We start from the raw sequence: 25,983 nt of genomic DNA on the forward strand, positions 1-25,983 counted from the left end.
CCTACTCCGGGAAATGGCTGACGATGATGAACATCACCGTGCCCAGCAGGGTTATGACGAAGGACCAGGAATAGAGCGCAAGCGCGAAGGGCTGCATCAGCATGACGACACCCGCCGCGATCAGCACCGAGGCCAGCATTTCCCAGGCGCTGCGCCTGAAATGCCGGAGGCCGTTGAGAAATCGTGTCATTTGCGGACTGCTCCGAAGGTGAGGCCGCGCAGGAGATGTTTGCGCAGGAGGATGGTGAACACCATGACCGGCACGAGGAAGAGCGTGGCTCCGGCGGCGACGGCAGGCCAATCCTGGCCGCTGACGCCGATGATGGTGGGAATGAAGGGCGGCGCCGTCTGGGCGTTGCCGGATGTCAACAGCACCGCGAAGGCATATTCGTTCCAGGCGAAGATCAGGCAGAAGATCGCGGTCGAGGCGATGCCCGTCGCTGCCTGCGGCAACACAACCTTGTAGAAGGCCTGGAAGCGGGTGTAGCCATCGATCAGCGCCGCCTCCTCGTATTCGACGGGGATCTCGTCGATGAACCCCTTCAGCAGCCAGACGGAGAGCGACAGGTTGACCGCCGTATAGAGCAGGATCATCCCGGCATGGGTATCGCTGAGGCCGAGCGAGCGGAACATCAGGAAGATCGGGATGGCGACGGCGATCGGCGGCATCATGCGCGTGGACAGGATGAAGAAGAGAAGGTCATCCTTTAGCGGCACCCTGAAGCGCGAGAAGGCATAGGCGGCGGCCGTGCCGAGCACGATGCAGAGCACCGTGGAACCGAAGCCGATGATCACCGAATTTGTGAAGCGCTCGGCAAAGCGCGAGGGGCCGGAAATGACCAGCCCATCCTTGCGTACGAGCTTGTCGTACCAGGTCGTGGGCTCGCCGAGCGCCTGGAGCTGCTCCTCTGAAAGGCGCGTACGCGTGGTGAAAACGTTGACATACCCTTCCACCGTCGGCGTGAAGAAGGTTTTCGGCGGATAGGCGATGGCGTCGGACGGGCTCTTGAAGCTCGTCGCGATGATCCAGGCGAGCGGCAGGATGGTGATCAAGGCGTAGACCACGACCAGGAAGCCCGCGAACCATTTCTGCCGGAGCGACGGCTCGGCGACGGAATAGCTACTCATCGTTGTTTCACCTTGTTCAGCGCTTTGACATAGATCGAGGCGAGACCGAAGACCGTGACGAAGAGGATGACCGCATAGGCGGAGGCATAGCCTGTGCGCCATTTCTCGAACGCTTCGCGCTTGAGGTTGATCGAGGTGAGTTCGGTGATCGAGCCCGGCCCGCCGCCGGTCAGCTGTACGACGAGGTCGAACATCTTGAAGTTTTCGATGCCGCGGAAGAGCACGGCGAGCATCAGGAAGGGCAGGACGAGCGGGATGGTGATCGTCCAGAACTGCCGCCACTTGCTGGCGCGGTCGCATTCGGCCGCCTCATAGATGCTGGGCGGAATGGAGCGCAGACCCGCAAGGCAGATCAGCATGACGAAGGGCGTCCACATCCAGGTATCCACGATGATAATGGCCCAGGGGGCGAGCGACACGTCGCCGATCATCGAGAAGCTGGAGGGGTCCGCGCTCGTCAGAAAGCCGACCGCATAGTTGAAGAGGCCGATCTGCGGCTGGTAGAGGAAGGTCCAGAAATTACCCACCACGGCCGGGCTCAGCATCATCGGCAGCACGATGATCGTGGTCCACAGATCGTTGCCGCGGAACTTCTTGTTGATGAGATAGGCAAGCGTGAAGCCGATCAGGACCTGAAGCACGATGGTCCAGATCAGAAAATGGGCCGTCGCCTGCATGGTCAGCCAGATATCCCGGTCGGACAGGATTTTCAGGTAGTTCTTGAGGCCGACGAATTCGACCTCGGCATTGGGCCGGTTGACCCGGAAATTGGTGAAGCTCAACCGGATCGTCCAGATGAGCGGAAAGATGTTGACCGCCAGAAGCAGCACGATCGACGGGGCGACGAAGAGCCAGGCGAGCGCACGGTCGGACAGACCATGCATGCGTCTGGCGATGGCGTGCGGTGTCGCCTCGGCGACCCGGTCCACGGATGATTTCAGCATTGGTATTCCCCTGTAGCACGTGGGCGGCGCAGAGCCGGGGCAGATCCCCGGCTCCGGCCGCGCCCTGGCCCGCTGGGAGGCGCGCGTCCGGCCGATGACGTCAGTACTTGCCTTCGTCGTCGAAGACCTGCGTCCAGTCCTTGACGAGACCGTCGAGCGCGTCCTGCGCGGAGCCCTGACCGGCGACGACATAGTCATGGAAGCGTTTCTGCGCCGCCTGCAGCAGCGAGGCGTAGCTCGGCTCTGCCCAGAAGTCCTGCACGATGGCCATGGAATCGAGGAAGGTCTGCGCATAGGGCTGGCTGGTCGCAAAACCCGGATCCTCGACGACTTTCCGGAGCGCCGAGTAGCCGCCCATCTGCCACCATTTCTGCTGGATTTCAGGCTGCGCGAACCACTTGATGTAGGCGAGCGCATCCTCCTGCTTCTGCGAGGATGAGACGACCGAAATGCCCTGCCCGCCGAGCTGCGCATAGGCAGCGCCATCCGGCCCTGCCGGGTTGGGGAAGTAACCGGACTTCTCGCCGCCGACATTGGCGTCGGCATTGATGCCCGGCCAGGTGAAGGCGAAGTTCATGTGCAGCGCGACCTGGCCGGACTTGTACGCGTCGATGTCCTCGGACATGTAGGCATCCGAGTGGCCGGGCGGCGTGCAGCAATCGTAGAGTTCCTTATAGAACTCCAGACCCTTCACGGCTTCCGCCGAATTGACGTAGCCTTCCAGTTCATAGGGCTTGTCCGGGTTCTCGTATTTGAAGCCGAAGCTGTAGAGCACGTCCATGACGCCCATGGTGATACCCTCGGAGCCGCGCTCCGTGTAGATCGCCGCGCCATAGACCGTCTTGCCGTCGATCTCGCGCTTCTGGAAGAACTGCGCGATGTCCTTCAGCTCGCCGAAGGTCTTCGGCACGGCCAGGTCGCGGCCATATTTCTCCTTGAATTCCGCCTGCAGCTCGGGGCGAGCGAACCAGTCCTTCCGGTAGCTCCAGCCGACAACGTCGCCGAAGGCGGGCAGCGCCCAGTAGTTCGGAGAATTCTTCGGCCATTCGGCGTAGCCGACCACGGTCGCCGGAATGAAGTCGCTCATCTTGATCCCTTCCTTGTCGAAGAAATCGTTGAGCTTGACGTATTGGCCATTCTCCGCCGCGCCGCCGATCCACTGGCTGTCGCCGATCATCAGATCGCAGAGCTTGCCGCCGGAGTTGAGTTCGTTGAGCATGCGGTCGGCGAAGTTCGGCCACGGCACGAATTCGAACTTCATCTTGATGCCGCTCTGGGCCTCGAAATCCTTGCTGAGCTCGACGAGCGCATTGGCCGGATCCCACGCGGCCCAGCACAGCGTCAGGTCCTTGGCGCTGGCCTGACCTGGATATGCGACGCCGGCAGCCAGAAGCGTACCGAAAGCGGCCAGTGATCTCGTGTTGCGAAATGTCATGGCGGGGACCTCCTCCCTCGCCTTCCGACCCCATCGGAAGGCTGAACACGCCCTTTGCGGGCACTTGGCGCGAAAAACTTCCCGGCGGGTCTGTTCTCCTCCGCGCCGCCTCTGTGGCCTGCGGCTCCTCCAGCATGCCACGGCCAGCAGAGTCATATTGACGTGCGCACCTCAATTCAAGCTATTTTTGAGGTGCGCACGTCAATTCTTGCGTTTTTTCCGATTTTGCGAGAAACGTGATCTGTGCAGATCGCGTCAGGAGCCCTCATGCGGCCAACAGCCAAAGACCTTGCAGAAGCGGCCGGCGTCAGCCTGGCGACCGTGGATCGTGTTTTGAACGACCGTCCCCATGTGAGCAAGAAGGCGATCAGAAGCGTCAACGAAGCCATTGAACGGATTGGTTTTATTAGAAACCCCGCCGCAGTGAGCCTTGCGCGGAACAAGAGCTATCGGTTCCGGTTTGTATTTCCCAGATCCGGCGACCTCTATCTCCGTGAATTGCTTGAGCGCGTCGAGGAGTCGAAGGGTGCGCTCAAGGGCGACCTGATCGACATCGATTATGTCCAGATTCCCGTCGACGACGCCCATGGGGTCGCGAAATATCTCGCCGGCATCGACGGGCATGAGGTCGATGGGGTCGCCCTGATGGCTCCGGAATCACCGCAGGTGCGAGATGCCGTCGCACGCCTTCTCGAAAGAAATATCAAGGTCGTTCAATTTCTCTCGGGCCAGGAAAAGCTGCCCGAGGCGGATTTCGTCGGGGTGGACAATTTTGCAGCCGGAGCAACGGCAGGAAAGCTGATCGGCAGGCTCACCTGTCGCACGCCCGGCAAGGTGATGGTGGTCGCGGAGACGATGCAGTCGATGGACAGCATCCAGCGTCGGCACGGCTTCGATACCGTCATCAATGAGCAATTTCCCCATCTCACGCCTCTGCCATCGATCGAAACCCATGCCGACGAGCGGCGGGGTAAGGAAGTCATCGCCCGCGTGCTCGGCAACCAAGCCAACATCGCCGCTGTTTATGTGCTCAGTTCGGAAGCGCGCATGCCCCTGACGGCGATCGGAGCGAACATCGATCTGACCAACCTTGCCGTCGTCGTCCACGAACGGACCCCTTTCACCGAGGAGGCGCTACGCGACGACCGGGTCGATGCCGTCATTGCGCAAGATCCCGGCCACGCCGTGCGAAGCGCAATACGCATTATGAGAGCACGCACCGACGCACGCGAGCCTCTCGCGGCACAGGAACGCATACGGATCGAGATCCTCCTGCGGGAAAATCTCTAACTCAACAGCGTCGCTCCGGCGTGCGAGACGAAATGCGTCACCCCTGCCGCAGTTCACGCCGTGCTTGCGTTCCCTGCGGCGCACGGTGTTAATTCGCACATGGCATTCACACTCCGGCAGTTGCAATATTTCGTCGCCGTCGCCGAGCAGGGCTCGGTCACCCGCGCGGCGCAGAACCTCTCCATCTCTCAATCATCGATCACCGAGGCAATCAAGGAGCTCGAAACCGATCTCGGGGTCGAACTCTTCGACCGGCACCCCCGCGGCCTTGCGATCACCCATAACGGGCACCAGTTTCTGCGCCACGCGACCAAGATCCTCGCCGATGTCTCCGATGCGCGGCGCAGCTTCTCCGACAGCCGCGAGGAACGCGGCGGCAAGCTCAATCTCGGGGTCACGTCCCTCGTCGCCGGCTACGTGCTCTCCGACCTGCTTGCCCGCTACCGCCGCGCCTGCCCCGGCATCGAGGTGAGCGCCATCGAGGACAACGGCTCCTATCTCGAGCACCTGCTGATCGGCGGCGAGCTCGACGTCGCCGTGATGGTCATTTCGAACCTGCGCGACCGCATGGCGCTGCAGGCGGAAATCCTGGAAACCTCCCCTTACCGACTGTGGCTGCCGATCGGCCACCCGCTCGTCAGCGCCGACATCATCTCGGTCGAGGATATCGCAAGAGAACCACTGATCATGTTGACGGTGGACGAGATCGAGGAGAATACCGGCAAACTCCTGACGGCGCTCGGCGCGCGTCCGCATGTCGCCTTCCGCACCCGCTCCGTGGAGGCGGTCAGAAGCCTGGTCGCGACCGGTGCCGGCATCGCGCTTTTGCCTGATCTCGTCTACCGCCCCTGGTCGCTCGAAGGCGACCGGATTGAAAGCCGCGACGTTTCCGGGGCGCTGCCGGTCGTGCAGGTCGGCATGGTCTGGCGCAAGGGTTCGAGCCTGCCCCAGTCCGCGCGCGATTTCGTCGGCGTGGCCGAAGCGCTGCGCAGCGCCCGCCCGCGATGAACCGCGATATCGGAAATCCCGATATCGGCATTCTGATTAATGAATTTGCGAATACGGAGAAACCAAGGCACGCTTCGATCCGGGAACAAAGCCGCTAACGGCATGAAACTGGGGAGACTTCCGATGAAGCAGATCCTGAAATCCTGCACGGCACTTACCCTGTCGCTGGGCCTCGCCGCCCCCGCGCTGGCGCAGGAGCCGCTGAAAGAGCTCGGTCAGGGCGAAGGTGCGCTCTCGATCGTCGCCTGGGCGGGCTATATCGAGCGCGGCGAGACCGACAAGAACTACGACTGGGTCACCGATTTCGAGAAGAAGACGGGTTGCAAGGTCAGCGTCAAGACGGCGGCGACCTCCGACGAAATGGTCGCGTTGATGAACGAAGGCGGTTTCGACCTGGTGACGGCCTCCGGAGACGCATCGCTGCGCCTCGTGGCTGGAAAGCGCGTCCAGCCGATCAATACAGATCTCATCCCCAGCTGGAAAACGATCGACGAACGCATGCAGAACGCCCCGTGGCACACCGCCAACGGCGTCCATTACGGCACCCCCTATGTCTGGGGCCCGAACGTGCTGATGTACAACACCGAGGCCTTCAAGGATCAGCCGCCGAAGAGCTGGAAAGTCGTCTTCGAGGAGATGACGCTGCCCGACGGCAAGTCCAACAAGGGCCGCGTCCAGGCCTATGACGGCCCGATCCATGTCGCGGACGCCGCCAACTACCTGATGGCGCACAAGCCCGATCTCGGCATCAAGGATCCTTACGAGCTCAACGAAGATCAGTACAAGGCCGCACTCGATCTGTTGCGCACCCAGCGCACCCTCGTCGGCCGCTACTGGCACGACGCGATGATCCAGATCGACGACTTCAAGAACGAGGGCGTCGTCGCCTCCGGCTCCTGGCCCTTCCAAGTCAACCTGATGCAAGCGGAGAAGCAGCCGATCGCTTCCGTCATCCCGGAAGAAGGCGTGACGGGCTGGGCCGATACGACCATGCTGCATGCCGACAGCGAGCATCCGAACTGTGCCTATATGTGGATGGAGCATTCGCTCTCGCCGAAGGTCCAGGGCGATGTATCCGCCTGGTTCGGCGCCAATCCCTCGGTCGGTGCCGCCTGCAAGGGCAACGATCTTCTGACCGACGAGGGTTGCAAGACCAACGGCTATGACGACTTCGAGAAGGTCAAGTTCTGGAAGACGCCCGTGACGAAATGTGAAAGCCAGGGCGAATGCGTGCCCTATCATCGCTGGGTCTCCGACTATATCGGCGTCATCGGCGGGCGGTAAGCCGGTCTCAACAGCGTCGCAAGCGTCGCCCCTCATCCTGGCCGTCTCCCGCTCGCGGGAAGAGGGAACGCCTCCGCAAAGCCTTCGCCCCGAAATACAGGCGAGGCACCGGCCGCGAGTCCCTTCTCCCCGCAAGCGGGGAGAAGGTGCCAGCAGGCGGATGAGGGGCAACAATTACCTGGAGCATTCCTATGACCGCCGTCCTCTTCGACAATGTTTCCCGCTATTTCGGCGCCGTCCGTGCCGTCGATCGCTTGAACCTTGCGATCGCCGAGGGCGAGTTCTTCGCGATGCTCGGTCCGTCGGGCTCTGGCAAAACCACCTGCCTGAGGCTGATGGCAGGCTTCGAGCAGCCGACCGGAGGCCATATCGAGATCTTCGGCGAGACTGCCGAAGGCGTGCCGCCGTACCGGCGAAGCGTCAATACCGTCTTCCAGGACTACGCACTCTTCCCGCATCTCTCCATTCTCGACAACGTCGCCTATGGCCTGATGGTCAAGGGCGTCGGACGCGAGGAGCGCCGCAGGGCGGCCGAGGATGCGCTCGCCATGGTGAAGCTTCCGGGCTACGGCACGCGCCGGCCCGGACAGCTTTCCGGCGGCCAGCGCCAGCGCGTGGCGCTCGCCCGCGCGCTCGTCAACAAGCCCAAGGTTCTGCTTCTCGACGAGCCGTTGGGCGCGCTCGATCTGAAGCTTCGCGAACAGATGCAGGAGGAATTGAAGACGCTGCAGAAGTCCCTCGGCATCACCTTCGTCTTCGTCACCCATGATCAGGGCGAAGCCTTGTCGATGGCCGACCGGATCGCCGTCTTCAACGAGGGCCGTATTCAGCAGCTCGGAAGCCCGGAAGAAGTCTACAACCGCCCGCAGACCCGTTTCGTCGCCGATTTCGTCGGCTCCTCCAACGTGCTTTCGGAGGACCTCTGCCGCAGATTGGGACTGAAGGCTTCCTTCGCGAGCCTCCGCCCGGAGGCCGTCACCCTCGCGCCGCCGAGCGACGGAGCGCTGAGCCTTTCCGGCACCGTCGCTTCGCAGAGCTTCCTCGGCGCCACCAACCGCATCGTGATCGACGTCGAAGGTGCCCGCATCGCCGTGGCGAGCCCGGCGGCGCGTCGCGTTCCCGCGGTCGGCAGTCCGGTCACGATCAGCTTCGCCGCGCACGACCTCCACCCGATGGAGGACGCATGACAATTGTCGCCGAAAGCATCATTCTTCCGCAGCGCCGCAGCCCGGCCGGCCGCCTTTCGGATTTTTTCTGGCGGCACCCGCATGTGCTGCTGGCGATCTTTCTCGCACCGCCGCTTCTCTGGCTCGGGATCGTCTATCTCGGTTCGCTCTTCGCGCTGCTGCTGCAGAGCTTCTTTTCGATCGACGACTTCTCCGGGCTCATAAATTACGAGTTCACGCTTGCGACCTATCGTCAGCTCTTGAGCGAAGCCAATCTCGACATCATCATCCGCACCGTCTCGATGGCCGCTCTGGTGACGCTCGTTTCGGCGCTCATTGCCTTTCCGATCGCCTATTACGCCGCCCGCTACGCGCGCGGGAAATGGAAGGCGCTCTTCTATCTCGCCGTCATGCTGCCGCTCTGGTCGAGCTATCTCGTCAAGATCTATGCCTGGAAGCTGATCCTCGCCAAGGAAGGCATCCTGACCTGGTTCTTCGCAAAGCTGAACCTTCTCTGGCTGATCGATGCCTGGTTATCTCTTCCGGTGGTCGGCGGCAACTCGCTGTCGGTCAGCTATACGGGCACCTTCATCGTCTTCGTCTATGTCTGGATGCCGTTCATGATCCTGCCTATCCAGGCGGCGCTCGAGCGCGTGCCGGCCAATCTGGTCGAAGCCTCGTCGGACCTCGGCGGAACGCCCGCCCAGACCTTCCGCCATGTGCTCTTTCCGCTCGCGCTGCCGGGCATCGTCGCCGGATCGATCTTCACCTTCTCGCTGACGCTCGGCGACTACATCATTCCGCAGATCGTCGGCTCGTCGCGGCTCTTCATCGGTCAGGCCGTCTACGCGCAGCAGGGCACCGCCGGAAACATTCCGCTCGCGGCCGCCTTCACGGTCGTGCCGATCGTCATCATGGGCGCCTATCTCTGGATGGCCAAACGCATGGGGGCCTTCGATGCGCTCTGAGAAGGCGAACTCCGCTCCATTGGGTCTGAAGATCGCTGCCGCCGCCGGGCTCGCCTTCCTGCATCTGCCGATCCTGCTGATTTTTCTCTACGCTTTCACCACCGAGGAAAAGAGCTACCAGTTTCCGCCGCCGGGGCTCACCACGCAATGGTTCGCCGTCGCCTGGAACCGGCCGGATGTCTGGGCGGCGCTGACGCTCTCCGTCAAGGTCGCCTCGATCGCGACGGCGGTCGCCCTCGTCCTCGGCACCCTGTGCGCCGCGGCCGTCAGCCAGACCCGCTTCTTCGGCCGGGAGACGATCTCGCTCCTCGTTATCCTGCCGATCGCGCTTCCCGGCATCATCACCGGCATTGCGCTGCGTTCGGCCTTCTCCATGGCCGACATCCCCTTCTCCTTCTGGACCATCGTGCTCGGCCACGCGACCTTCTGCATCGTCGTCGTCTACAACAATGCGGTCGCCCGTTTCCGCCGGATTTCCGGCTCGCTGATCGAGGCTTCCATGGATCTCGGCGCCGACGGTTTCCAGACCTTCCGCTACGTGATCCTGCCGAACATCGGCACGGCCCTGCTCGCCGGGGGCATGCTCGCCTTCGCGCTTTCCTTCGACGAGGTGATCGTGACGACCTTCACGGCCGGGCAGCAATCGACCCTGCCGATCTGGATGCTGGAAGAGCTGATCCGCCCGCGTCAGCGCCCGGTGACCAACGTCGTCGCCATGGTCGTCGTGATGGCCACCTTCCTGCCGATCCTCGGCGCGTATTACCTGACCCGCGACAGCGACCAGATCGCCGGCGCCGGCAAATGACATTTCGCACTTGAAGGGAGAACAGACATGGACACCCAGCTCTTGATCGGATCGCGCTTCGAAGCCGGAACCGAGGCCGAGGAACACATTCTCAATCCGAGGACGGGCGCCGGGATCATCGACCTCGCCGAGGCCTCCCACGCGCAGATCGACGCCGCCGTCGACGCTGCCGAGCGCGCCTTCGTCGGCTGGTCGCAGACGACGCCGGCCGAACGCTCCAACGCCCTGTTGAAGGTCGCCGAGGCTATCGAGAAAGAAGCCGACGAATTCGCCGCGCTGGAGGCGCTGAACTGCGGCAAGCCGATCAATGCGGTGAAGAACGACGAGTTGCCCGCGATCATCGACTGCTGGCGCTTCTTCGCCGGCGCGGTGCGCAATCTGCATGCGCCGACGGCGGGCGAGTATCTGCCGGGCCATACGTCGATGATCCGCCGCGACCCGATCGGGGTCGTCGGCTCGATCGCGCCGTGGAACTATCCCCTGATGATGATGGCCTGGAAGCTGGCGCCGGCAATCGGCGGCGGCAACACCGTCGTCTTCAAGCCATCCGAGCAGACGCCGCTGACGGCGCTGAAGCTCGCGCGGCTCCTCGCCGACATTCTCCCCGAAGGCGTCGTCAACGTCATCACCGGCCGCGGCGAAACCGTCGGCAATGCGCTGATCAACCATCCAAAGGTCGGCATGGTATCGATCACCGGCGACATCGCCACCGGCAAGAAGGTGCTCGCGGCCGCCGCTAAGACGGTGAAGCGCACCCATCTCGAGCTCGGCGGCAAGGCGCCGGTCATCGTCTATGACGACGCCGACCTCGAGGCGGTGGTCAACGGCATCCGCACCTTCGGCTACTACAATGCCGGACAGGACTGCACCGCCGCCTGCCGCATCTATGCCGAAGCCGGAATCTACGAGAAACTCGTCGCCGACCTCACATCGGCCGTCTCGACCATCCGCTACAATCTCGACGACGACACGGAAAACGAGATCGGTCCGCTGATCTCCAGGCGCCAGCGCGACCGCGTGGCAAGCTTCGTCGAAAGGGCCGCCGATCAGAAGCACATCGAGATCACCACCGGCGGCGGCACGGGCAGCGAGCAAGGCTTCTTCTTCCAACCGACGGTCGTCGCGGGCGCCACTCAGGAGGACGAGATCGTCCGCCGCGAAGTCTTCGGCCCGGTCGTCTCCGTCACGCGCTTCACCGGCAAGGACGATGCCGTGGCCTGGGCGAACGACAGCGATTATGGCCTCGCCTCCTCGGTCTGGACGAAGGACATCAGCAAGGCGATGCGAGCGGCATCCCGCCTGCAATATGGCTGCACCTGGATCAACACTCATTTCATGCTGACCAACGAAATGCCGCATGGCGGCATCAAGCAGTCGGGCTATGGCAAGGACATGTCGGTCTATGCGCTGGAGGACTACACCGCCGTCCGTCACATCATGATCAATCACGGCTGAATTTTCCGCGCCCCTCATCCGCCTGCCGGCGACCTTCTGCCGCCGGTCCGGCGAGGCGGCCCGCGGCAGCCTCGCCCCGGTCCCTCGCTTCCTCGAGAGAGGTAAGAGCGCTTCCAGGAAAAGGGTGTAACGGTTTCCGTCCGGAAGTGGGTTGGATCAATCGGTTAGAGCATTTCAATGTTTCCATGAAACGTTGAAATGCTCTGGGGGGGCATGCCGCGTCGCACTCCACTTGCCCATCCAAACCCTCACGGGCCGGCTGCTCCCCTGCCCGCGCATTCGCCGATGTTGCACTTTTCACACATACTTCCGGAACATGACTGAAAAAGTCATGAAAAGAGCTTGCGCCCGCAACAATCATGAGTGAATAGGTCACCTTATAGAACATAACATACATCTCTGTAAGGTTGCGTTGCATGCCCTCCAAATCCGCCTTCCTCCTGCCCCTCATTCGCGCTGCCCTCGCCGGAACGTCCGCCCTCGCCCTTGTCGCCACGGCCCAGGCGCAGCAAGCAGGGCAGGAAACCGCTTCCGGCGGCGATTCGACCGAGCTCGAAACGCTGGTGGTCAACGGCAGTGGCGGCGTGATCACGGCCGAAGGCTATGTCGGCATCAGCAGCGCCACGGGCGCCAAAGTCGACACGCCGTTCCTCGAGACTCCGCAATCGATTTCTACGGTGACCGAACAGCAATTGAAGGATCGCAACCCGCAGACGCTGCTGGAGACGCTCGCCTATACGCCGGGCACGCGCGTCGGCGCCTATGGTTTCGATCCTCGCTTCGACGCATTCTTCGTCCGCGGTTTCGACGTAACCTTTACCGGCATCTTCCGCGACAATCTCCGCCAGCCGGCGGCTGTCGACTCGGTCTTCAAGAACGAACCCTACGGGCTCGAAGGCGTTTCGATCCTGCGCGGACCCTCATCGGCCCTCTACGGTGCAACGGGCGCCGGCGGTCTTTACAACCTCATCACCAAGCGGCCGACGGAAGATGCGCTGAGAGAGGTGCAGGTCCAATACGGCAGTCACGACCGCTATCAGGGCCAGTTCGACTTCTCGGGCCCGGCGAACGAGACCGACCCGGTCTATTATCGCCTGACCGGCCTGCTGCGCGATGCCGACACCGAGCAGGTCGGCCTTGCGGACGACCGCGCCTATATCGCACCGGCATTCACCTGGAAGCCGGACGAAGACACGAAGCTGACGGTTCTCGGCGAGTATTCGCGCACCAAGACCGGAGGCACCGCGACCTATTACAACGACCCGCTGACCAGCGAAGTGACCGACATATTTGCCGGCAACCCCGACTTCAACGATTCGATACAGAAGCAGGGACGCATCGGCTACGAATTCGAGCACCGGCTCAACGACACCTTCGTCTTCCGGCAGAATGCGCGTGTATCCACGCTGAACATCGACGCCGACTGGGACTTCGCCTACGCCCCGAACGCTGACGACCCGACTTTGCTCGACAGCGCCGCCGGCACCTATGACGAGCGGCTGACGGCGTTCGTGATCGACAACCAGCTCGAAGCCAAATTCGACACCGGCGCTCTGGAGCATACGCTGCTTGCGGGGGTCGACTATACGAAACTGCGTTTCCGTGCGCTCGACGGACGCGGCGTGTCGCCGCCGCTCGATACCGACAATCCGACGCAGGGGCGTCCGGTCGACGCGATCGACTTCAACACGCGTACGGTCCAGGACCAGTGGCAGCTCGGCACATATCTGCAAGACCAGATCCGCTACGACGCCTGGACGTTGACGGTGGGCGGGCGCTACGACTGGGTATCGACCGATACGGACACTACCGACCTTGCCAGCGATTCGCTGACGTCGGTTTCGCAGAAGGACAAGGAGTTCTCCGGCCGCATAGGGCTCACCTACCAGACCGACTTCGGACTGGCGCCCTATATAAGCTACTCGACGGCCTTCACACCCAATGCCGGCACCAACCAGGAAACGCACCAGCCGTTCAAACCGACCGAGAGCGAACAACAGGAGGTCGGCGTCAAGTACCTCCTGCCGAACAGCAATACGCTGATCACCGCCGCTCTCTTCAACATCGATCAGAAGAATGGCCTTTATTTCGAGGCCGACGGCGTCACCAACATACAGGTCCAGCGCGGCAAACTGCGTTCGCGCGGTTTCGAAATCGAAGCGAACACCAGCCTTGACAACGGCCTTTCGCTTATCGCTTCTTACGCCTATACCGACGTCAAGATCATTCAGGGCCCCGAAGGCACGATCGGCAACTATGTATCTTCCGCACCACAGCATATGGCATCGATCTGGGCTCATTATACATTGCCGGAAGATGGCCCGTTTTACGGGTTCAGCCTGGGTGGAGGCGCGCGTTTCGTGGGATCGAGTTACGGTAATGACGAAAACACCTTCAAGAATAGTTCGCGCGTTCTCTTCGATGCTTCTGTCGGCTACGACTTCGCAGCGATCGACCCGAAATATGAGGGTCTGCATCTGCAGGTGAATGCCACCAATCTCTTCGACCGCCGCGAGGCCGTGTGCACTGCCGGTTACTGCCACCGCGATCAGGGCCGCATGGTCATCGGCTCGCTGCGTTACAACTGGTGAGCTCATGACAACAGCCGGGCATGGAAGCGTGGCGGTAATCGACGAGCCGAAAGGTCTGTCGGCGGCCTTTGCCGGCCCGCATGCCTGGTGCAACGAGAAGATGATGCTGTCGGCTAATCTTTCCGACGGCATTTCGCTGCCGGAATTTTTCGCTTCCGGCGCCTTCGACCGGACGCTCTCGCACTATGCCGAGGCCTCCGGCGGCACCGACCGCCGCGCCGTCGCCTCCATGTGGTCGCTCTACTATTTCTCGGCCCTGACCATCCCCTATGTCGTCGCCCGGGTGCTGGACCACCAGGCGCTGCCGGCGGATTTCGACCAAATGACGGTGGCGCTCTCGGACGACGGGCTGCCCCGCGCCTTCGGGGTCGCGACGGCAGGTCAGTGGCGCGACGATGACGGGCGTGACATCTTCGCCCTGATCGGCTCGCTCATGGACGAGCATCTTGCCAAGGTGGTCCCGCATCTCAAGGCAGCCGGCGGCATATCGCCGAGGCTCGCCTGGAACAATGCCGCCGTTTACATCGATTATGCGCTTCGAACCGCGGGGACCGACCCCATGAGCGACCAGGCCGATGCCATGGTCGGCTGCCGTCTGATGCCCAACGGCGCTCCCAATCCTTTCTTCGACTGTCTGCGTCAGGAGGAAGAGGACGGGACGCGCGTCTGTCGGCGCAAGATCTGCTGTCTGAGATATCTCCTCCCCGGCATTCCGAGCTGCGGCAGCCTCTGCGCCCTTCCAAGCCAAAGGAAACAATAGCTTGTCTCGTCCATTCCCACGCCGCCGCGGCCTCTTCCTTCAGGCCATTGCCCTCCTGTCGATCCTCTTCTTCCCGTTCGCCGCGCTGGCGCAGGCACAGTGGCCGATCACGGTCACGGACGCAGTCGGAAGACAGGTAACGATCCCCGCGCCCCCCAAGGCGGTGCTTCTCGGCAGCGGCTTCAATCTCGTCGCCCTCTCGCTCATCCATCCGGACCCGGTAAGTCTGCTCGCCGGCTGGTCCGGCGACATGAAAGGCGACAATCCGGAAATCTATGAGAGCTTCGTTCGCAAGTTTCCGAAACTCGCAGACGTGCCGCTGATCGATGACGGCAGCGGACCGGGCCTTTCCTTCGAAACGATCCTGACGCTGAAGGCCGATCTTGCGGTTCTCGCCAACTGGCAGGCGGATACGGAAGCGGGCCAGCGTGCGATGGAATACCTCGAGAGCACCGGCGTGCCCGTCATCGTCGTGGACTTCAACAACGAAGCTCTCAAAAACACGCCTGCCAACATACGTCTCCTCGGCAGGGTCTTCGAGAGAGAAGAACAGGCGGAGGAGTTCGCCCGCTTCTATGAGGAACGTCTTGCCCGCATCCGCGATCGCGTCGCCAAGAGTTCCGAGGCCGGCCCTAAAGTCCTCATGGAAGCGTTTCCCGCGCCAGACCGTTGCTGCTGGGCCTACGGCGTCGGCGGATTGGGCGAATTCATCGCCGTCACCGGCAGCCGCAACATCGCCGAGGGCGCGCTGCCGCGCCCGGGCGGCATGATGAACGCGGAAGCCGTCATGGCCGAAAACCCGGACGTCTATATCGCCACCTCGTCGCCGGGCGGGAAATATAGCGGCTTTTCGATCGGGCCCGGCGTCAAGGCCGAAGAGGCGGAGCGGACCCTGGCGCAGGCCGTGGACAAACCGGTGATGGAGAGCATCGCGGCCGTCCGCAACGGGCGGGTGCACGGCCTCTGGAATTTCTTCAACGCCGTTCCGCTGAACATCGTCGCAGCGGAAGCCTTTGCCTCCTGGCTTCGCCCCGACCTCTTCCCCGACGTCGATCCCGCGGCGACGCTTGCCGAAATCGACCGGCGCTTCGCTGCAGTTCCCTTCGAGGGCACCTACTGGATCAGTTTGAAGAAATGACCGCCGGCTGAACCTGCCCCGGATTGGCAGAAGAGTGTCGGCCGGGCGTACCCCAAAGATTGCCAGCGCCGCCTCGCCCTATATAAGGTTCTCGCAGGAGGAACTTCATGGCGTGGCTGATTGCGTTACCGTTGGGCTTGGCGATCGTGTATCTCGCGGCCCGTTACGGTCGCTTCCGCAGCTGGATCGAGCCGGTCCTGTCCATTGCGGTTGCGCTGGGGCTCAGCGTCGCTTTTCTCGTCTGGCTGAACGAAGCTGCTCCGGACAAAGCCCCGGAGCCGGCCCCGAGCCGGCCCGCCGCCGGGCTGACCGTCGCCGACATCACCCTGCGGGACATGGCGTTCGAACCGAACGAAACCGAGCGCACCTTTCGGGTCCGTGGCACCGCAGCCAATGCGTCGGACGTCACGCTCGAATATTTCCGCCTCACGGTGACGCTCGAGGACTGCCCGCAGGATGCCTGCACACGTATCGGCGAGGATACGGCTCTCATCCTGCTCCGGGTGCCGGGCGGCCAGAACCGCCCATTCGAGACGTTCCTGACCTTCCCCTACAGGCCGGATGAAGCGCCGACTGCGCCGAAATGGACCTATAGGGTAAGCGAGGTCAGAGGTGCCGGTCGACGCTGACGGCGAATCGACACGTCAACAAAAGATGCCGAACCGCTCCCGTATCGCCCGGTCGGCCTCCGCCGAGATCAGCGACGGGGCAGCGTCTGCCAGGATGCGGTTCTTCCTCTCGATCGCGCGGGCGACGAGATCCGGCCGGCCGATCTCGACCCATTCCTTCGGGCTCGTGCGGTCGGCGACGGCCGGATAGATATATTCCGTCTGCATCAGCCCGAGTGTCTGCGGATGGCCGAGATAGTGGCCGGGGCCGTCGAGGCAGACCGAACGCATGGTCTCGAGCGAAACCGAATCCTCCGTTACGTCGATGCCGCGGATGCAGCGCTGCACCTGGCCGAGCATGTCGTCTCCGAGCACCAGCGACTCCAGGCAGAAGCCGAGGAGCGATGCATGCATGCCGACCGCCTCGTAGACCATGTTGAGCCCCGAAAGCCCCGCCATCACGTTGGAAATCGCCTGTTCCCAGCCGGCCTGCATATCGGGAAGCTTCGCATCCGCGATGCCGGCGGCGGCGCCGCCGGGCAGGCGATAGAACTGGTGCATCTGCGCGCAGCCGGCGGTCAGCAGAGCCTGTTCGCCGGAGCCGCCGGACATGGCGCCCGTCCTCAGATCGGACACGAACGGCCAGGTGCCGAAGACCGCCGGATGGCCGGGCGAAAGCGCATTGACGTAGACGACGCCGGCAAGGCACTCGGCAACCGCCTGCACGATTGCGGTCGCGAGCGGCGCCGGGGCAGTCGCCCCAGCCTGTCCCGCGGATAGCAGCAGGACGGGCATGCCGCCGCGGATGCACTTCTCCATGGTAATGCAGCTTTCCTCGGCGAACTTCATCGGCGGTACGACGAAGCAGTTCGAGTTCGAAACGAAGGGCCGCGCCCGCCACTTGTCCTCGCCGCCTGCGATCATGTGAATGAGGTCGAAGCAACCCTCCACATGCGACGGATCGGAGAAGCTCGTGCCGACATGCTTCGTCGTCCCGGCGCAGCAGGCGTAGAGCGTGTTGATGTCCATCAGAAAATTGTCTGAAACGTCCCGGCAGACCATGGCTCGCTGGAAGAAATGGACATTGTCCAGGTGATGGACGAGCTGCGCCGCGTTCAGGAGATCCTTGGCGGTCGATTCGCGGTATTCGCGCTTCTCGACGTCGACCACGTGAACCGCCGCGCCCGCTGTACCGTAATAGACGCGCGTACCGCTGAGTTCGAGATCCTGTTTCGGATCACGCGCGTAAAGGGTGATGTCGCGCGCGGCGATGGCCAGCATGTCCTCGACCAGTGCACGCGGGAAGCGGAGTCGTCCATCCTCGCCGAGGATAGCCCCCGCGCCGGTCATGATCTCGACGCCGGAGCGCGGCGCGTTGGCAAGGCCGATCTGTTCCAGCGCATCGAGCGCCGCCTCGTGAATCCGTCTGACGTTGGCCTCCGTCAGCGGCTTGTACTGTCCGCCGGAAAGGCCCGGACGAACGGGGCGGATGTTTTCGGCGAGCGGCGACGAACGAAGCGCAACGCGCGCCGCCCGTCCGCCGGACCGTCTCGAAGCCGCAACTGCGCATTCCTCAGCCATCATTCATCTCCCAATGGCGCTGTCGTCGTCTGTTCTTTGCCTCTCTCCCTCGGTTTTCGCACCCGGGGGGTGGGCTGCACGGCATCTCCCTTCTCCCCCGTCAAAACGGGGAGAAGTGCCGGCAGGCGTATGGGGCAGTCTTTTCAGGCCCGCACCCGCTCCGCCTTCGGGTCGTACATCGGCTTCAGCGAAGCCTCGGCCCTGACCCGCGTTCCGGCGATTTCGATCTCGTAAGCGGAAGCCAGCACATCGGCCTCGCTTTCACCCTGGCAGGCCACATAGCCGAGCCCGATCGCACCCCCGAGATGGTGGCCGTAATTGCCCGACGTGATCGTGCCGACGATCTCTCCGTCGCGCACGATCGCTTCGTTGTGGAAGAGCAACGGCTCCGGATCTGAAAGCCGGAACTGCACCAGCCGGCGCGAAAGACCCTCGTCGCGCTTGGCGAGCACCGCCTCGCGGCCGATGAACTCGCCTTTTCCGGACTTTACCGCAAAGCCGAGCCCCGCTTCGAGCACATGATCCTCGTCGGTGATATCGTGGCCGAAATGCCGGAAGGCTTTCTCGATCCGGCAGCTATCGAGCGTATGAAGGCCACAGAGCTTCAGCCCGACATCGGCCCCCGCCAGTTCGAGCGTCTCGAACACATGCGCCGCCTGGTCGGTGGAGACGTAAAGTTCCCATCCGAGTTCGCCGACATAGGTGACACGGTGGGCGCGCGCGATGCCCATCCCGATCTCTATCTCGCGGGCGGTGGCGAAGGGGTGCGCCTCGTTGGAAAAATCATTCGGGCTCACCCTCTGCATGAGCTCGCGTGCCCTTGGCCCCATGACGCAGAGCACGCTTTCGGCAGCGGTGACGTCGGTGATCACCACGAACTCGTCGCGCACATGTTTTCGCAGCCAGGCAAGATCGCGCCGCAGCGTGGCCCCCGGCACGACGAGGAAGAAGGCGGTCTGCGAAAGCCGCGTGACGGTCAGGTCGCTCTCGATGCCGCCGCGGGCGTTCAGCATCTGGGTGTAGACGACACGGCCGAGGTCGACATTCATCTCGTTGGCGCAAAGCCGCTGCAGGAAGGCGAGCGCATCGCGGCCCTCGACGCGGATCTTGCCGAAGGAGGTCATGTCGAAAAGGCCAACCCCATTGCGGACGGCGAGATGCTCCTCCCGCTGGTTTTCGAACCAGTTCTGCCGTTTCCACGAATAGCGGTATTCGCGCTCCTGGCCGTCCCTTGCGAACCAGTTTGGCCGCTCCCATCCCGCCACTTCGCCGAAGACGGCACCGCGCGCCTTCAGATGTTCGTGGATGGGCGAGCGGCGAACGCCGCGGGCGGTCGCCATCTGGCGATAGGGGAAATGATCGGCGTAAAGCAGACCCAGCGTCTCGCTGACCCGTTCCTTGAGGTAGGAACGGTTCTTCTGGAAGGGCTGCGCCCGGCGGATATCGACCTCCCAGAGATCGAAGGGCGGCTCGCCGTCGTTCATCCACTGCGCCAGCGCCATGCCGGCGCCTCCCGAGGAGACGATCCCGATCGAATTGTAACCGGCTGCCACCCAGTAGCCCTTGAGCTCCGGCGCCTCGCCGAGATAGTAGCGGTCGTCTGGCGTGAAGCTTTCCGGGCCGTTGAAGAAGGTATGGATGCCCGCCGTTTCAAGCATCGGCATGCGGTTGACGGCCATTTCGAGGATCGGGGCGAAATGGTCGAAGTCCTCCGGCAGCTGGTCGAAACAGAAATCCTCGCGGATGCCTTCCATGCCCCAGGGCTTCGCCTTGAGCTCGAAGGCGCCGATCAGCATCTTGCCGGCATCTTCCTTGTAGTAGGTGCACTCGTCCGGCACGCGCAGCACCGGCAGGCGGCTGAGGTGAGGTATCGCCTCGGTGACGATATAGAAGTGCTCGCAGGCGTGCAGCGGCACGGTGACGCCGGATTGCCGGGCAAGCTCCCTGCCCCACATGCCGGCGCAGTTGACGACATTCTCCGTCTCGATCGTGAAGCTCTCGCCGTTCTGCTCGCAGGTGACGCCGGTTATTCGGCCGTCTTTCTTCAGCACCGAGGTGACTTTCACGCCCTCGACGATCGTCGCACCGTTCTGCCGCGCACCCTTGGCAAGCGCCATGGCGATGTTGGCCGGATCACACTGGCCGTCGAGCGGCAGGTGGACCGCCGCCTTCACGTCGGCAACGTTGAGGTGGGGGTAAAGCTCCTTGACCTCGTCGGGCGTGATCTCGCGTACATCGACGTTGAAGGCGCGCGCCAGCGAGGCCTGCCGGTAGATCTCTTCCTTGCGCTCTTCCGTCAGCGCCACGGTGATCGAGCCGTTCTGGCGCATGCCGGTAGCGATGCCGGTTTCCGCCTCGAGCTTCACGTAAAGATCGGCCGAGTATTTGGCGAGCCGTGTCATGTTCTGCGAAGCGCGCAGCTGGCCGATCAAACCGGCCGCATGCCAGGTCGTGCCGCAGGTCAACTGCTTGCGCTCGAGCAGAACCACATCGGTCCAGCCGAGCTTCGCCAGATGATAGGCGACCGAGCAGCCTGAAACGCCACCGCCGATGATGACGACACGCGCTTTTGCGGGAATGGGCTTCGTCATGCCTTCAATCTTTCATTCGAGGGATCCCAGAGCGGCTGATCCGGCTGGACGACGGCCTTGAAGCGGTCGCCGAAAATCTCTACCTCGACCTCCTGGCCGGGAACGGCCAGATCGGCGCGCAGCATGCCGAGTGCGATCGACTTGCCGGTGCGGTAGCCCCAGTTTCCGGACGTGGTCTCGCCGACGACCTCGCCGCCCGACCAGAGCGTCGACATATAGGGCGCGTCGCAATCGCCGGGCTCTACCGTCAGCGTCACGAAGCGCTTCGTAACGCCCTGCTGCTTCTCACGCTCCAGGGCGGCCTTGCCCTTGAAATCCGGCTTCGACCAGTCGACGAAGCGTTCGAGCCCGCCCTGCAAAACCGTGTAATCGGTGGAGAGATCGCCCTTCCAGGCGCGGTAACCCTTCTCGATGCGCAGACTGTCGAGCGCTTCCATTCCGAAGGGCTTGAGGCCGTGCTTCTGCCCGGCTTCCCAAACGGCATCGAAGACCGCGGCGGTATCCTCCACTTTCGTGTGGATCTCCCAGCCGAGTTCGCCCGCGAAGGAGACCCGCACGAGCTGGCAATAGCGGCCGGCGATCTGCGCCGTTTGATGCGTCAGCCACCCCTTCGCAAGGTCGGCGTCCGAGACCTCGGCCAGGATCGCGCGCGATTTCGGCCCCGTCAGGATTTGGCAGGCGAATTTCACCGTCACGTCATCCAGCGTGAAGGCGGCGTCCGCCGGGCGATGCTTCTGCAGCCACTCGAAATCATGCCACTGCGCCGTCGCCGCGGTGATCAGGAAGAAGAAATCCTCCTCGATCGCCATGACGGACATTTCGGTGAGGATGCGGCCCTTGTCGTCGGCGAAATAGGCCAGCCCGATGCGGCCGGGCTTCGGTACGCGGCCGGTGATGAGGCCGGAGAGCCAGTCGCGCGCGCCCTCCCCCTTCAGCCGGAAGCGCGAAAAGCCCGGCAGGTCGAGAATGCCGGCGGCATCGCGCACGGCCAGGCACTCCTCCTCGATCCGCTTCGCCCAGGGGCCTTCCCTTCCCCAGGTCTGCGTCGCAGCCTCTGACGTGTCGTCGCCGGGTTTCGCGTACCACATGGCGCGTTCCCAGCCGTTATAGGGCTTGAACTGCGCGCCAAGCGCCGCAACGCGATCATGGATCGGCGAGAGCTTCCTGCCGCGCCCGGCCGGCCAGTAGTGCTTCGGGAAATGCATCGCATATTCGTGGCCGTAGATCTCCATCCCCTTGGCGATGCAATAGTCCTGGTCGGTATAGTCCGTGTAACGGCGCGGGTCGCAGGACCACATGTCCCATTCGGTCCGGCCTTCGGTCACCCATTCGGCGAGCACCTTGCCGGCCCCGCCCGCCTGGCAGATGCCGAAGGTGAAGACGCAGGCCTCGAAGGCGTTCGGCACGCCGGGCATCGGCCCGATCAGCGGATTGCCGTCCGGCGCATAGGGAATAGGTCCGTTGATGACGCGCGAAAGACCTGCCGTCCCCAGGATCGGCACGCGCTCGACCGCATCGTTCAGATACCATTCCAGTCTTTCAAGGTCGTCCGGGAAGAGCTGGAAGGAAAAATCCTCCGGCATCGGGTCATCGGGCCTCACCCAGTGAGCGCGGCAGTTCTTCTCGTATGGCCCGAGATTCATGCCATATTTCTCCTGGCGGAGATAATAGGAGGAGTCGACGTCGCGAAGGAGCGGCAGCTTGTGCCCGGCTTCCTTCGACCAGGCGGCAAGTTCCGGGATCTCGTCGAAAAGAACGTATTGATGGCTCATCACCATCATCGGCACGTCGCGGCCGAACATCTTCCCGACCTCGCGGGCATAATATCCGGCGGCGTTGACGACGTATTCGCAGCGGATTTCGCCCTGCGCCGTCTCGACCACCCATTCATCCCTTTCGCGCCGGGCACCGGTCACGGGACAGAAGCGGATGATCTTCGCGCCCATGTCGCGCGCGCCCTTGGCGAGCGCCTGAGTCAGCTGCGCCGGATCGATGTCGCCGTCATAGGGATCGTAAAGCGCGCCGGTCAAGTCATGCGTTTCGAGGAAGGGATAGCGGCTGCGCATTTCCTCGGGCGTCAATATATCGAGGTCCATGCCCTGGTAGCGGCCCATGCCGACGACGCGCTTGAACTCCTGCAGCCGCTCCTTCGAATGGCCGAGGCGGATGGATCCCGTCACATGATAATTCATCGGGTAATCGACGAGCGCTCCCAGGTCGCGATAGAGCGAAGCCGAATAGCGCTGCATGTTCATGATCGACCAGGATGAGGAGAAGGTCGGCACGTTGCCGGCCGCATGCCAGGTGGAGCCGGCCGTGAGCTCGTTCTTTTCAACAAGCACGCAGTCGGTCCAACCGGCCTTGGCAAGATGGTAGAGCGAGGAGGCGCCGACGGCTCCCCCACCAATGATCACGACACGTGCGTGAGACGGCAAATTCGACATGCTGGCTCCCTCTGTTACGGCGATCTTTGACGGGGAAGCCTGACGCCATCAAGCGCGGCGATTCAGCTTTATTGATCGAAGAATTCGATTAGATTGGCGGGGAGGAGCAAGGAGCGACACAAATGCAGGTTGACCTGATCGAGACCTTTCTTGACCTGATGGAAACGCGCAGCTTCAACCGGACCGCCGAGCGCCTCAACATCACGCAATCCACGGTTTCTCATCGGGTGAAGGCCCTGGAGACGCAGTTCAACCGCAAGCTCTTCACCCGCAACAAGGGCGGAACCCTTCCGACCGCCGCGGGACTGCGCTTTCTCGATTATGCGAAAGCCTTGCAAAACCAGTGGCATGAGGCCACCCGTGCTGTCGCGAGTGCAGGCGCTCTGGAGCGTTCGATGCGGCTCGGAATCCAGCACGACCTGGCCGAGACCATTGCCGGCCGCTGGGTCGCTGCGATCCGCCGCGACCTGCCGACAACCGAGATCTATATGGAGGCGGATTATTCGAACCAGATGAACCGCGATCTTGCCGCCGGGGAGCTGGATCTCGCGATCCTCTACACACCGCATTTCCTGCCCGACCTTCACTATGAACGGATCGGCGAACTGCATTACGTGCTGGTCAGCACCGATGCTCCCGAGATGGCCGGGGTGAAGCCTGAAACCTATATCCGTTCGAGTTACTCGCCGGCCTTCGACCGGGCGCACCGCCTGGCACTTCCGCATCTTTCGGGAGCTTCGCTCGCCGCCGGCCAGAACATGGCCGTCACGGACCTGTTGCGCACGCTCGGCGGCGCCGCTTACGTGACTCAGGCGACCGCCGATCGGCTCGCCGACCGCGTTGCCGTCGTGGCCGACGCGCCGGTCATCCCGCAGACCGTCTATGCGGCAACGAGTCTCCGCACCCGCCACGCCCATCAGCATCGCAAGATCATCGGCGCAATGGAGGGGCTGCTGTCGGGGTTCGTGACCTAGACGTATCGGAAGCTTGCGGCGCCCCGGCCTCTCTCTGCGGTCGGATGGGGAGCGATGAAGGCAGCTCACCGCTTGCTGAATTGCACCTTCAATCGCGCGATATCCTCGGCCGTAATCCCTTGCGGATCGGTAACCGCCATCCAGGCGTCGATGTAGTGTTCCGGTGCATAGACATGGCCGTAGCCCATCGGCGAGGTCGTCGCCAACGCCATGTCGGCAAGCAGCTGCAGTCCGGTGACCACGGGAAACCAGCTCAGCGCCGGCGAAACGTCCGGCCCCCGCGGGGGCTTCATCCAGTCCGGCTCCCGGTAGAAGGAACGGGGATCGAAAAAGGTCACCGGATCGCTGGCATATTGCAGATAGACGATCCGCATCGCGCCCCAGCGCGCACCGGGAATGTCAAGCGCATTCTCCTGACTGGTGAAGCGGATGGCGGAGCTGTCGCGATAGCGCGGCAGCCAGGCGGTCGAGCCGGCGACGCGGTCGGCCGTCACCGAACGCCAGAGCGCGCTCGGAAACGGCGGTCCGCTCCAGAGCGCGCCCTGGAAGGGGTCGCTGATGACATCGAAGAGATCAACCGATCCTTGCGAATTCATCGCGCCAAGGCTGAGCCCGTGCAGGTAGAGCTTGGGCCGACGATCCCTGGGCAGCGTCGTCCAGTAGCCATAGACCGCGTCGAAGAGAGCGTCGGCCGCTTCGGCACCATAGCCCGGTTCGACCAGCAGGGAGAGCCAGCTGGTGAGATAGGAATATTGCACGGCCACGCTCGCGACGTCGCCGTGAAGCAGATATTCGAGCGTATCGAGCGCCGCGGGGTCGATCCAGCCGGTGCCGGTCGGCACGACGACGATCAGCGACTTGCGCTCGAAGCCTCCGGCACGCTTCAGCTCCTCCAGTGCCAGCTTCGCCCGCTCCCGCGCGGTCTCGGCGGAATTAAGCCCGACATAGACACGCACGGGATCGGGAGCTGCAGCCCCGAAGAACGCCCCGATGTCGGCGCCGGTCGGGCCGGACGCGATGAACTGCCGTCCCTGCCGCCCGAGCTCGTCCCAGTGCACGAGCGACGCGCCGCTCCCCGTCCTGGCGGGATCGGCAGGCGGTGCGATCTCGGGATCCATAAGTGCATCGAGTTGCTGGAAAGAACTGTCTGCGGCACGAAGCGCGAACTTGAAGATCACGCCGTTCGCAGCCGACCAGAACAGGGCGAGCGCCACCAGCCCGCCGAGAGCATTGGCGATCGGCCGCGTGAGGAAATATTGCAGCCATCGGGAAAGAACGCGAAAGGTCAGCCGGAACAGCCGCGCCAGGAGGACCAGGACGATGAACATGAGCACGGCTGTCAGGCCGAGCTGGAGCGGCTCGGCGCTCTCGATGGGCTCGAGGCCCATGATGTGCCGTACTGTGTTTTGCCAATGCGCCGCCTGCCACAGGAATACGGCCGCGGCCGCTATCGAAACGATCGCAGCGGCGATTTTCAAAGTTCGCGCGCGCCGCACCGTGGGCTCGGGGAGTTCGAAGAAGGACCAGAGCCAGCGCAGAAACACGCCGATCGCGTAGCCGGCTGCAAGGGAAAATCCGGAGATCACGGCCTGAATCAGATAGGGCCTGGGTATCAGACTCGGAGTCAACGAAACCGCAAAGAACAGAATGCCGACGAGGAGGCCGCTTGTGGAAAACGAACGCAGGAAGGTGGAGATGTGACGGTGCACCGGTCTCTGCAGGTCCGTCTGCTGAACGTGTTCCATGGCGGACTCCACTTCGCGCGCTGGCGGCAATGTCGCTTTCCGCCGGCGTGTAGTCAATTCCCGCTGCC

At 63.0% G+C, this 25,983-nt stretch carries 20 protein-coding genes; 12 read left to right on the forward strand and 8 right to left on the reverse strand.

The genetic code is table 11. The annotated features are described in order from the left end of the window. Position 1: 1 nt before the first annotated feature. From BHD07_RS18935 to BHD07_RS18950, 4 genes are all read right to left on the reverse strand, one after another. Positions 2-190: a hypothetical protein gene (locus tag BHD07_RS18935; RefSeq protein ID WP_018095544.1), complete on the reverse strand. Its 189-nt coding sequence runs from the start codon at positions 188-190 to the stop codon at positions 2-4. Beyond that, positions 187-1,128: a carbohydrate ABC transporter permease gene (locus BHD07_RS18940; RefSeq protein WP_018095545.1), complete on the reverse strand. Its 942-nt coding sequence runs from the start codon at positions 1,126-1,128 to the stop codon at positions 187-189. The genes BHD07_RS18935 and BHD07_RS18940 overlap by 4 nt, the downstream gene beginning before the upstream one ends. Next, a complete protein-coding gene (locus BHD07_RS18945) occupies positions 1,125-2,072 on the reverse strand; it encodes a carbohydrate ABC transporter permease (protein WP_018095546.1) in 948 nt (315 codons plus the stop codon). Before BHD07_RS18945 ends, BHD07_RS18940 begins: the two co-directional genes overlap by 4 nt. Positions 2,073-2,172: 100 nt before the next feature. Then, complete coding sequence (locus BHD07_RS18950; protein WP_018095547.1) at positions 2,173-3,507, reverse strand: ABC transporter substrate-binding protein; 1,335 nt, start codon at positions 3,505-3,507, stop codon at positions 2,173-2,175. Positions 3,508-3,774: 267 nt separating this feature from the next. Between BHD07_RS18950 and BHD07_RS18955 the strand changes: the two genes are divergently transcribed. From BHD07_RS18955 to BHD07_RS19005, 11 genes are all read left to right on the forward strand, one after another. Beyond that, positions 3,775-4,797: a LacI family DNA-binding transcriptional regulator gene (locus BHD07_RS18955; protein WP_018095548.1), complete on the forward strand. Its 1,023-nt coding sequence runs from the start codon at positions 3,775-3,777 to the stop codon at positions 4,795-4,797. Between the two features lie 99 nt (positions 4,798-4,896). Beyond that, positions 4,897-5,805, forward strand: coding sequence for a LysR family transcriptional regulator (locus BHD07_RS18960; protein ID WP_018095549.1), 909 nt, complete (start codon positions 4,897-4,899; stop codon positions 5,803-5,805). A 123-nt stretch (positions 5,806-5,928) separates the two neighbouring features. Then, on the forward strand, positions 5,929-7,089 hold the full coding sequence (locus BHD07_RS18965) for an ABC transporter substrate-binding protein (RefSeq protein ID WP_100671764.1): 1,161 nt from the start codon (positions 5,929-5,931) through the stop codon (positions 7,087-7,089). Between the two features lie 191 nt (positions 7,090-7,280). Beyond that, positions 7,281-8,276: an ABC transporter ATP-binding protein gene (locus tag BHD07_RS18970; protein WP_338282509.1), complete on the forward strand. Its 996-nt coding sequence runs from the start codon at positions 7,281-7,283 to the stop codon at positions 8,274-8,276. Then, a complete protein-coding gene (locus BHD07_RS18975; RefSeq protein ID WP_100671766.1) occupies positions 8,273-9,223 on the forward strand; it encodes an ABC transporter permease in 951 nt (316 codons plus the stop codon). Before BHD07_RS18970 ends, BHD07_RS18975 begins: the two co-directional genes overlap by 4 nt. Next, positions 9,213-10,028 carry an ABC transporter permease gene (locus tag BHD07_RS18980; RefSeq protein WP_338282512.1) on the forward strand — a complete coding sequence of 272 codons (816 nt, stop codon included), beginning with the start codon at positions 9,213-9,215 and terminating at the stop codon, positions 10,026-10,028. The genes BHD07_RS18975 and BHD07_RS18980 overlap by 11 nt, the downstream gene beginning before the upstream one ends. A 27-nt stretch (positions 10,029-10,055) precedes the next feature. Further along, positions 10,056-11,483, forward strand: coding sequence for a gamma-aminobutyraldehyde dehydrogenase (locus tag BHD07_RS18985; RefSeq protein ID WP_338282514.1), 1,428 nt, complete (start codon positions 10,056-10,058; stop codon positions 11,481-11,483). A 416-nt stretch (positions 11,484-11,899) separates the two neighbouring features. Continuing rightward, positions 11,900-14,074, forward strand: a complete 2,175-nt coding sequence (locus tag BHD07_RS18990) for a TonB-dependent siderophore receptor (RefSeq protein WP_338282516.1) — start codon at positions 11,900-11,902, stop codon at positions 14,072-14,074. A 28-nt stretch (positions 14,075-14,102) separates the two neighbouring features. Further along, positions 14,103-14,834, forward strand: coding sequence for a siderophore-iron reductase FhuF (fhuF, locus tag BHD07_RS18995; RefSeq protein WP_324763464.1), 732 nt, complete (start codon positions 14,103-14,105; stop codon positions 14,832-14,834). A gap of 1 nt (position 14,835) precedes the next feature. After that, a complete protein-coding gene (locus BHD07_RS19000; protein WP_324762078.1) occupies positions 14,836-15,972 on the forward strand; it encodes an ABC transporter substrate-binding protein in 1,137 nt (378 codons plus the stop codon). Between the two features lie 107 nt (positions 15,973-16,079). Beyond that, positions 16,080-16,601, forward strand: coding sequence for a hypothetical protein (locus tag BHD07_RS19005; RefSeq protein WP_127711324.1), 522 nt, complete (start codon positions 16,080-16,082; stop codon positions 16,599-16,601). 15 nt (positions 16,602-16,616) lie between these two features. On the opposite strand, the gene BHD07_RS19010 is transcribed toward BHD07_RS19005, so the two are convergent. From BHD07_RS19010 to BHD07_RS19020, 3 genes are all read right to left on the reverse strand, one after another. After that, positions 16,617-18,161, reverse strand: coding sequence for a trimethylamine methyltransferase family protein (locus BHD07_RS19010; RefSeq protein WP_018095559.1), 1,545 nt, complete (start codon positions 18,159-18,161; stop codon positions 16,617-16,619). Between the two features lie 143 nt (positions 18,162-18,304). Then, positions 18,305-20,752 (reverse strand): GcvT family protein, encoded by a 2,448-nt coding sequence (locus BHD07_RS19015; protein WP_338282521.1) that lies wholly within the window; start codon positions 20,750-20,752, stop codon positions 18,305-18,307. After that, complete coding sequence (locus tag BHD07_RS19020; protein WP_338282523.1) at positions 20,749-23,196, reverse strand: GcvT family protein; 2,448 nt, start codon at positions 23,194-23,196, stop codon at positions 20,749-20,751. The genes BHD07_RS19015 and BHD07_RS19020 overlap by 4 nt, the downstream gene beginning before the upstream one ends. Before the next feature lie 122 nt (positions 23,197-23,318). Here BHD07_RS19020 and BHD07_RS19025 point away from each other — a divergent pair, with 122 nt between their 5' ends. Next, a complete protein-coding gene (locus tag BHD07_RS19025) occupies positions 23,319-24,170 on the forward strand; it encodes a LysR family transcriptional regulator (protein WP_324762082.1) in 852 nt (283 codons plus the stop codon). A gap of 65 nt (positions 24,171-24,235) precedes the next feature. Here the strand turns inward: BHD07_RS19025 and BHD07_RS19030 are convergent, their stop codons facing one another. Next, the gene (locus BHD07_RS19030) at positions 24,236-25,915 is read right to left on the reverse strand and encodes an alpha/beta hydrolase (protein WP_338282525.1); all 1,680 of its coding nucleotides are present in this window, start codon (positions 25,913-25,915) and stop codon (positions 24,236-24,238) included. Positions 25,916-25,983 lie beyond the last annotated feature (68 nt).

It is taken from the genome of Sinorhizobium sp. KGO-5 (assembly GCF_036245905.1).
In the GTDB taxonomy this organism is placed as follows: Bacteria; Pseudomonadota; Alphaproteobacteria; order Rhizobiales; family Rhizobiaceae; genus Sinorhizobium; species Sinorhizobium meliloti_A.

Excerpts from the sequence above, each read along its gene's own strand:
- BHD07_RS18935 (WP_018095544.1), bottom strand. The coding sequence starts at position 190 with ATGACACGATTTCTCAACGGCCTCCGGCATTTCAGGCGCAGCGCCTGG.
- BHD07_RS18940 (WP_018095545.1), bottom strand. The coding sequence starts at position 1,128 with ATGAGTAGCTATTCCGTCGCCGAGCCGTCGCTCCGGCAGAAATGGTTC.
- BHD07_RS18945 (WP_018095546.1), bottom strand. The coding sequence starts at position 2,072 with ATGCTGAAATCATCCGTGGACCGGGTCGCCGAGGCGACACCGCACGCC.
- BHD07_RS18950 (WP_018095547.1), bottom strand. The coding sequence starts at position 3,507 with ATGACATTTCGCAACACGAGATCACTGGCCGCTTTCGGTACGCTTCTG.
- BHD07_RS18955 (WP_018095548.1), top strand. The coding sequence starts at position 3,775 with ATGCGGCCAACAGCCAAAGACCTTGCAGAAGCGGCCGGCGTCAGCCTG.
- BHD07_RS18960 (WP_018095549.1), top strand. The coding sequence starts at position 4,897 with ATGGCATTCACACTCCGGCAGTTGCAATATTTCGTCGCCGTCGCCGAG.
- BHD07_RS18965 (WP_100671764.1), top strand. The coding sequence starts at position 5,929 with ATGAAGCAGATCCTGAAATCCTGCACGGCACTTACCCTGTCGCTGGGC.
- BHD07_RS18970 (WP_338282509.1), top strand. The coding sequence starts at position 7,281 with ATGACCGCCGTCCTCTTCGACAATGTTTCCCGCTATTTCGGCGCCGTC.
- BHD07_RS18975 (WP_100671766.1), top strand. The coding sequence starts at position 8,273 with ATGACAATTGTCGCCGAAAGCATCATTCTTCCGCAGCGCCGCAGCCCG.
- BHD07_RS18980 (WP_338282512.1), top strand. The coding sequence starts at position 9,213 with ATGCGCTCTGAGAAGGCGAACTCCGCTCCATTGGGTCTGAAGATCGCT.
- BHD07_RS18985 (WP_338282514.1), top strand. The coding sequence starts at position 10,056 with ATGGACACCCAGCTCTTGATCGGATCGCGCTTCGAAGCCGGAACCGAG.
- BHD07_RS18990 (WP_338282516.1), top strand. The coding sequence starts at position 11,900 with ATGCCCTCCAAATCCGCCTTCCTCCTGCCCCTCATTCGCGCTGCCCTC.
- BHD07_RS19005 (WP_127711324.1), top strand. The coding sequence starts at position 16,080 with ATGGCGTGGCTGATTGCGTTACCGTTGGGCTTGGCGATCGTGTATCTC.
- BHD07_RS19010 (WP_018095559.1), bottom strand. The coding sequence starts at position 18,161 with ATGGCTGAGGAATGCGCAGTTGCGGCTTCGAGACGGTCCGGCGGACGG.
- BHD07_RS19015 (WP_338282521.1), bottom strand. The coding sequence starts at position 20,752 with ATGACGAAGCCCATTCCCGCAAAAGCGCGTGTCGTCATCATCGGCGGT.
- BHD07_RS19020 (WP_338282523.1), bottom strand. The coding sequence starts at position 23,196 with ATGTCGAATTTGCCGTCTCACGCACGTGTCGTGATCATTGGTGGGGGA.
- BHD07_RS19025 (WP_324762082.1), top strand. The coding sequence starts at position 23,319 with ATGCAGGTTGACCTGATCGAGACCTTTCTTGACCTGATGGAAACGCGC.
- BHD07_RS19030 (WP_338282525.1), bottom strand. The coding sequence starts at position 25,915 with ATGGAACACGTTCAGCAGACGGACCTGCAGAGACCGGTGCACCGTCAC.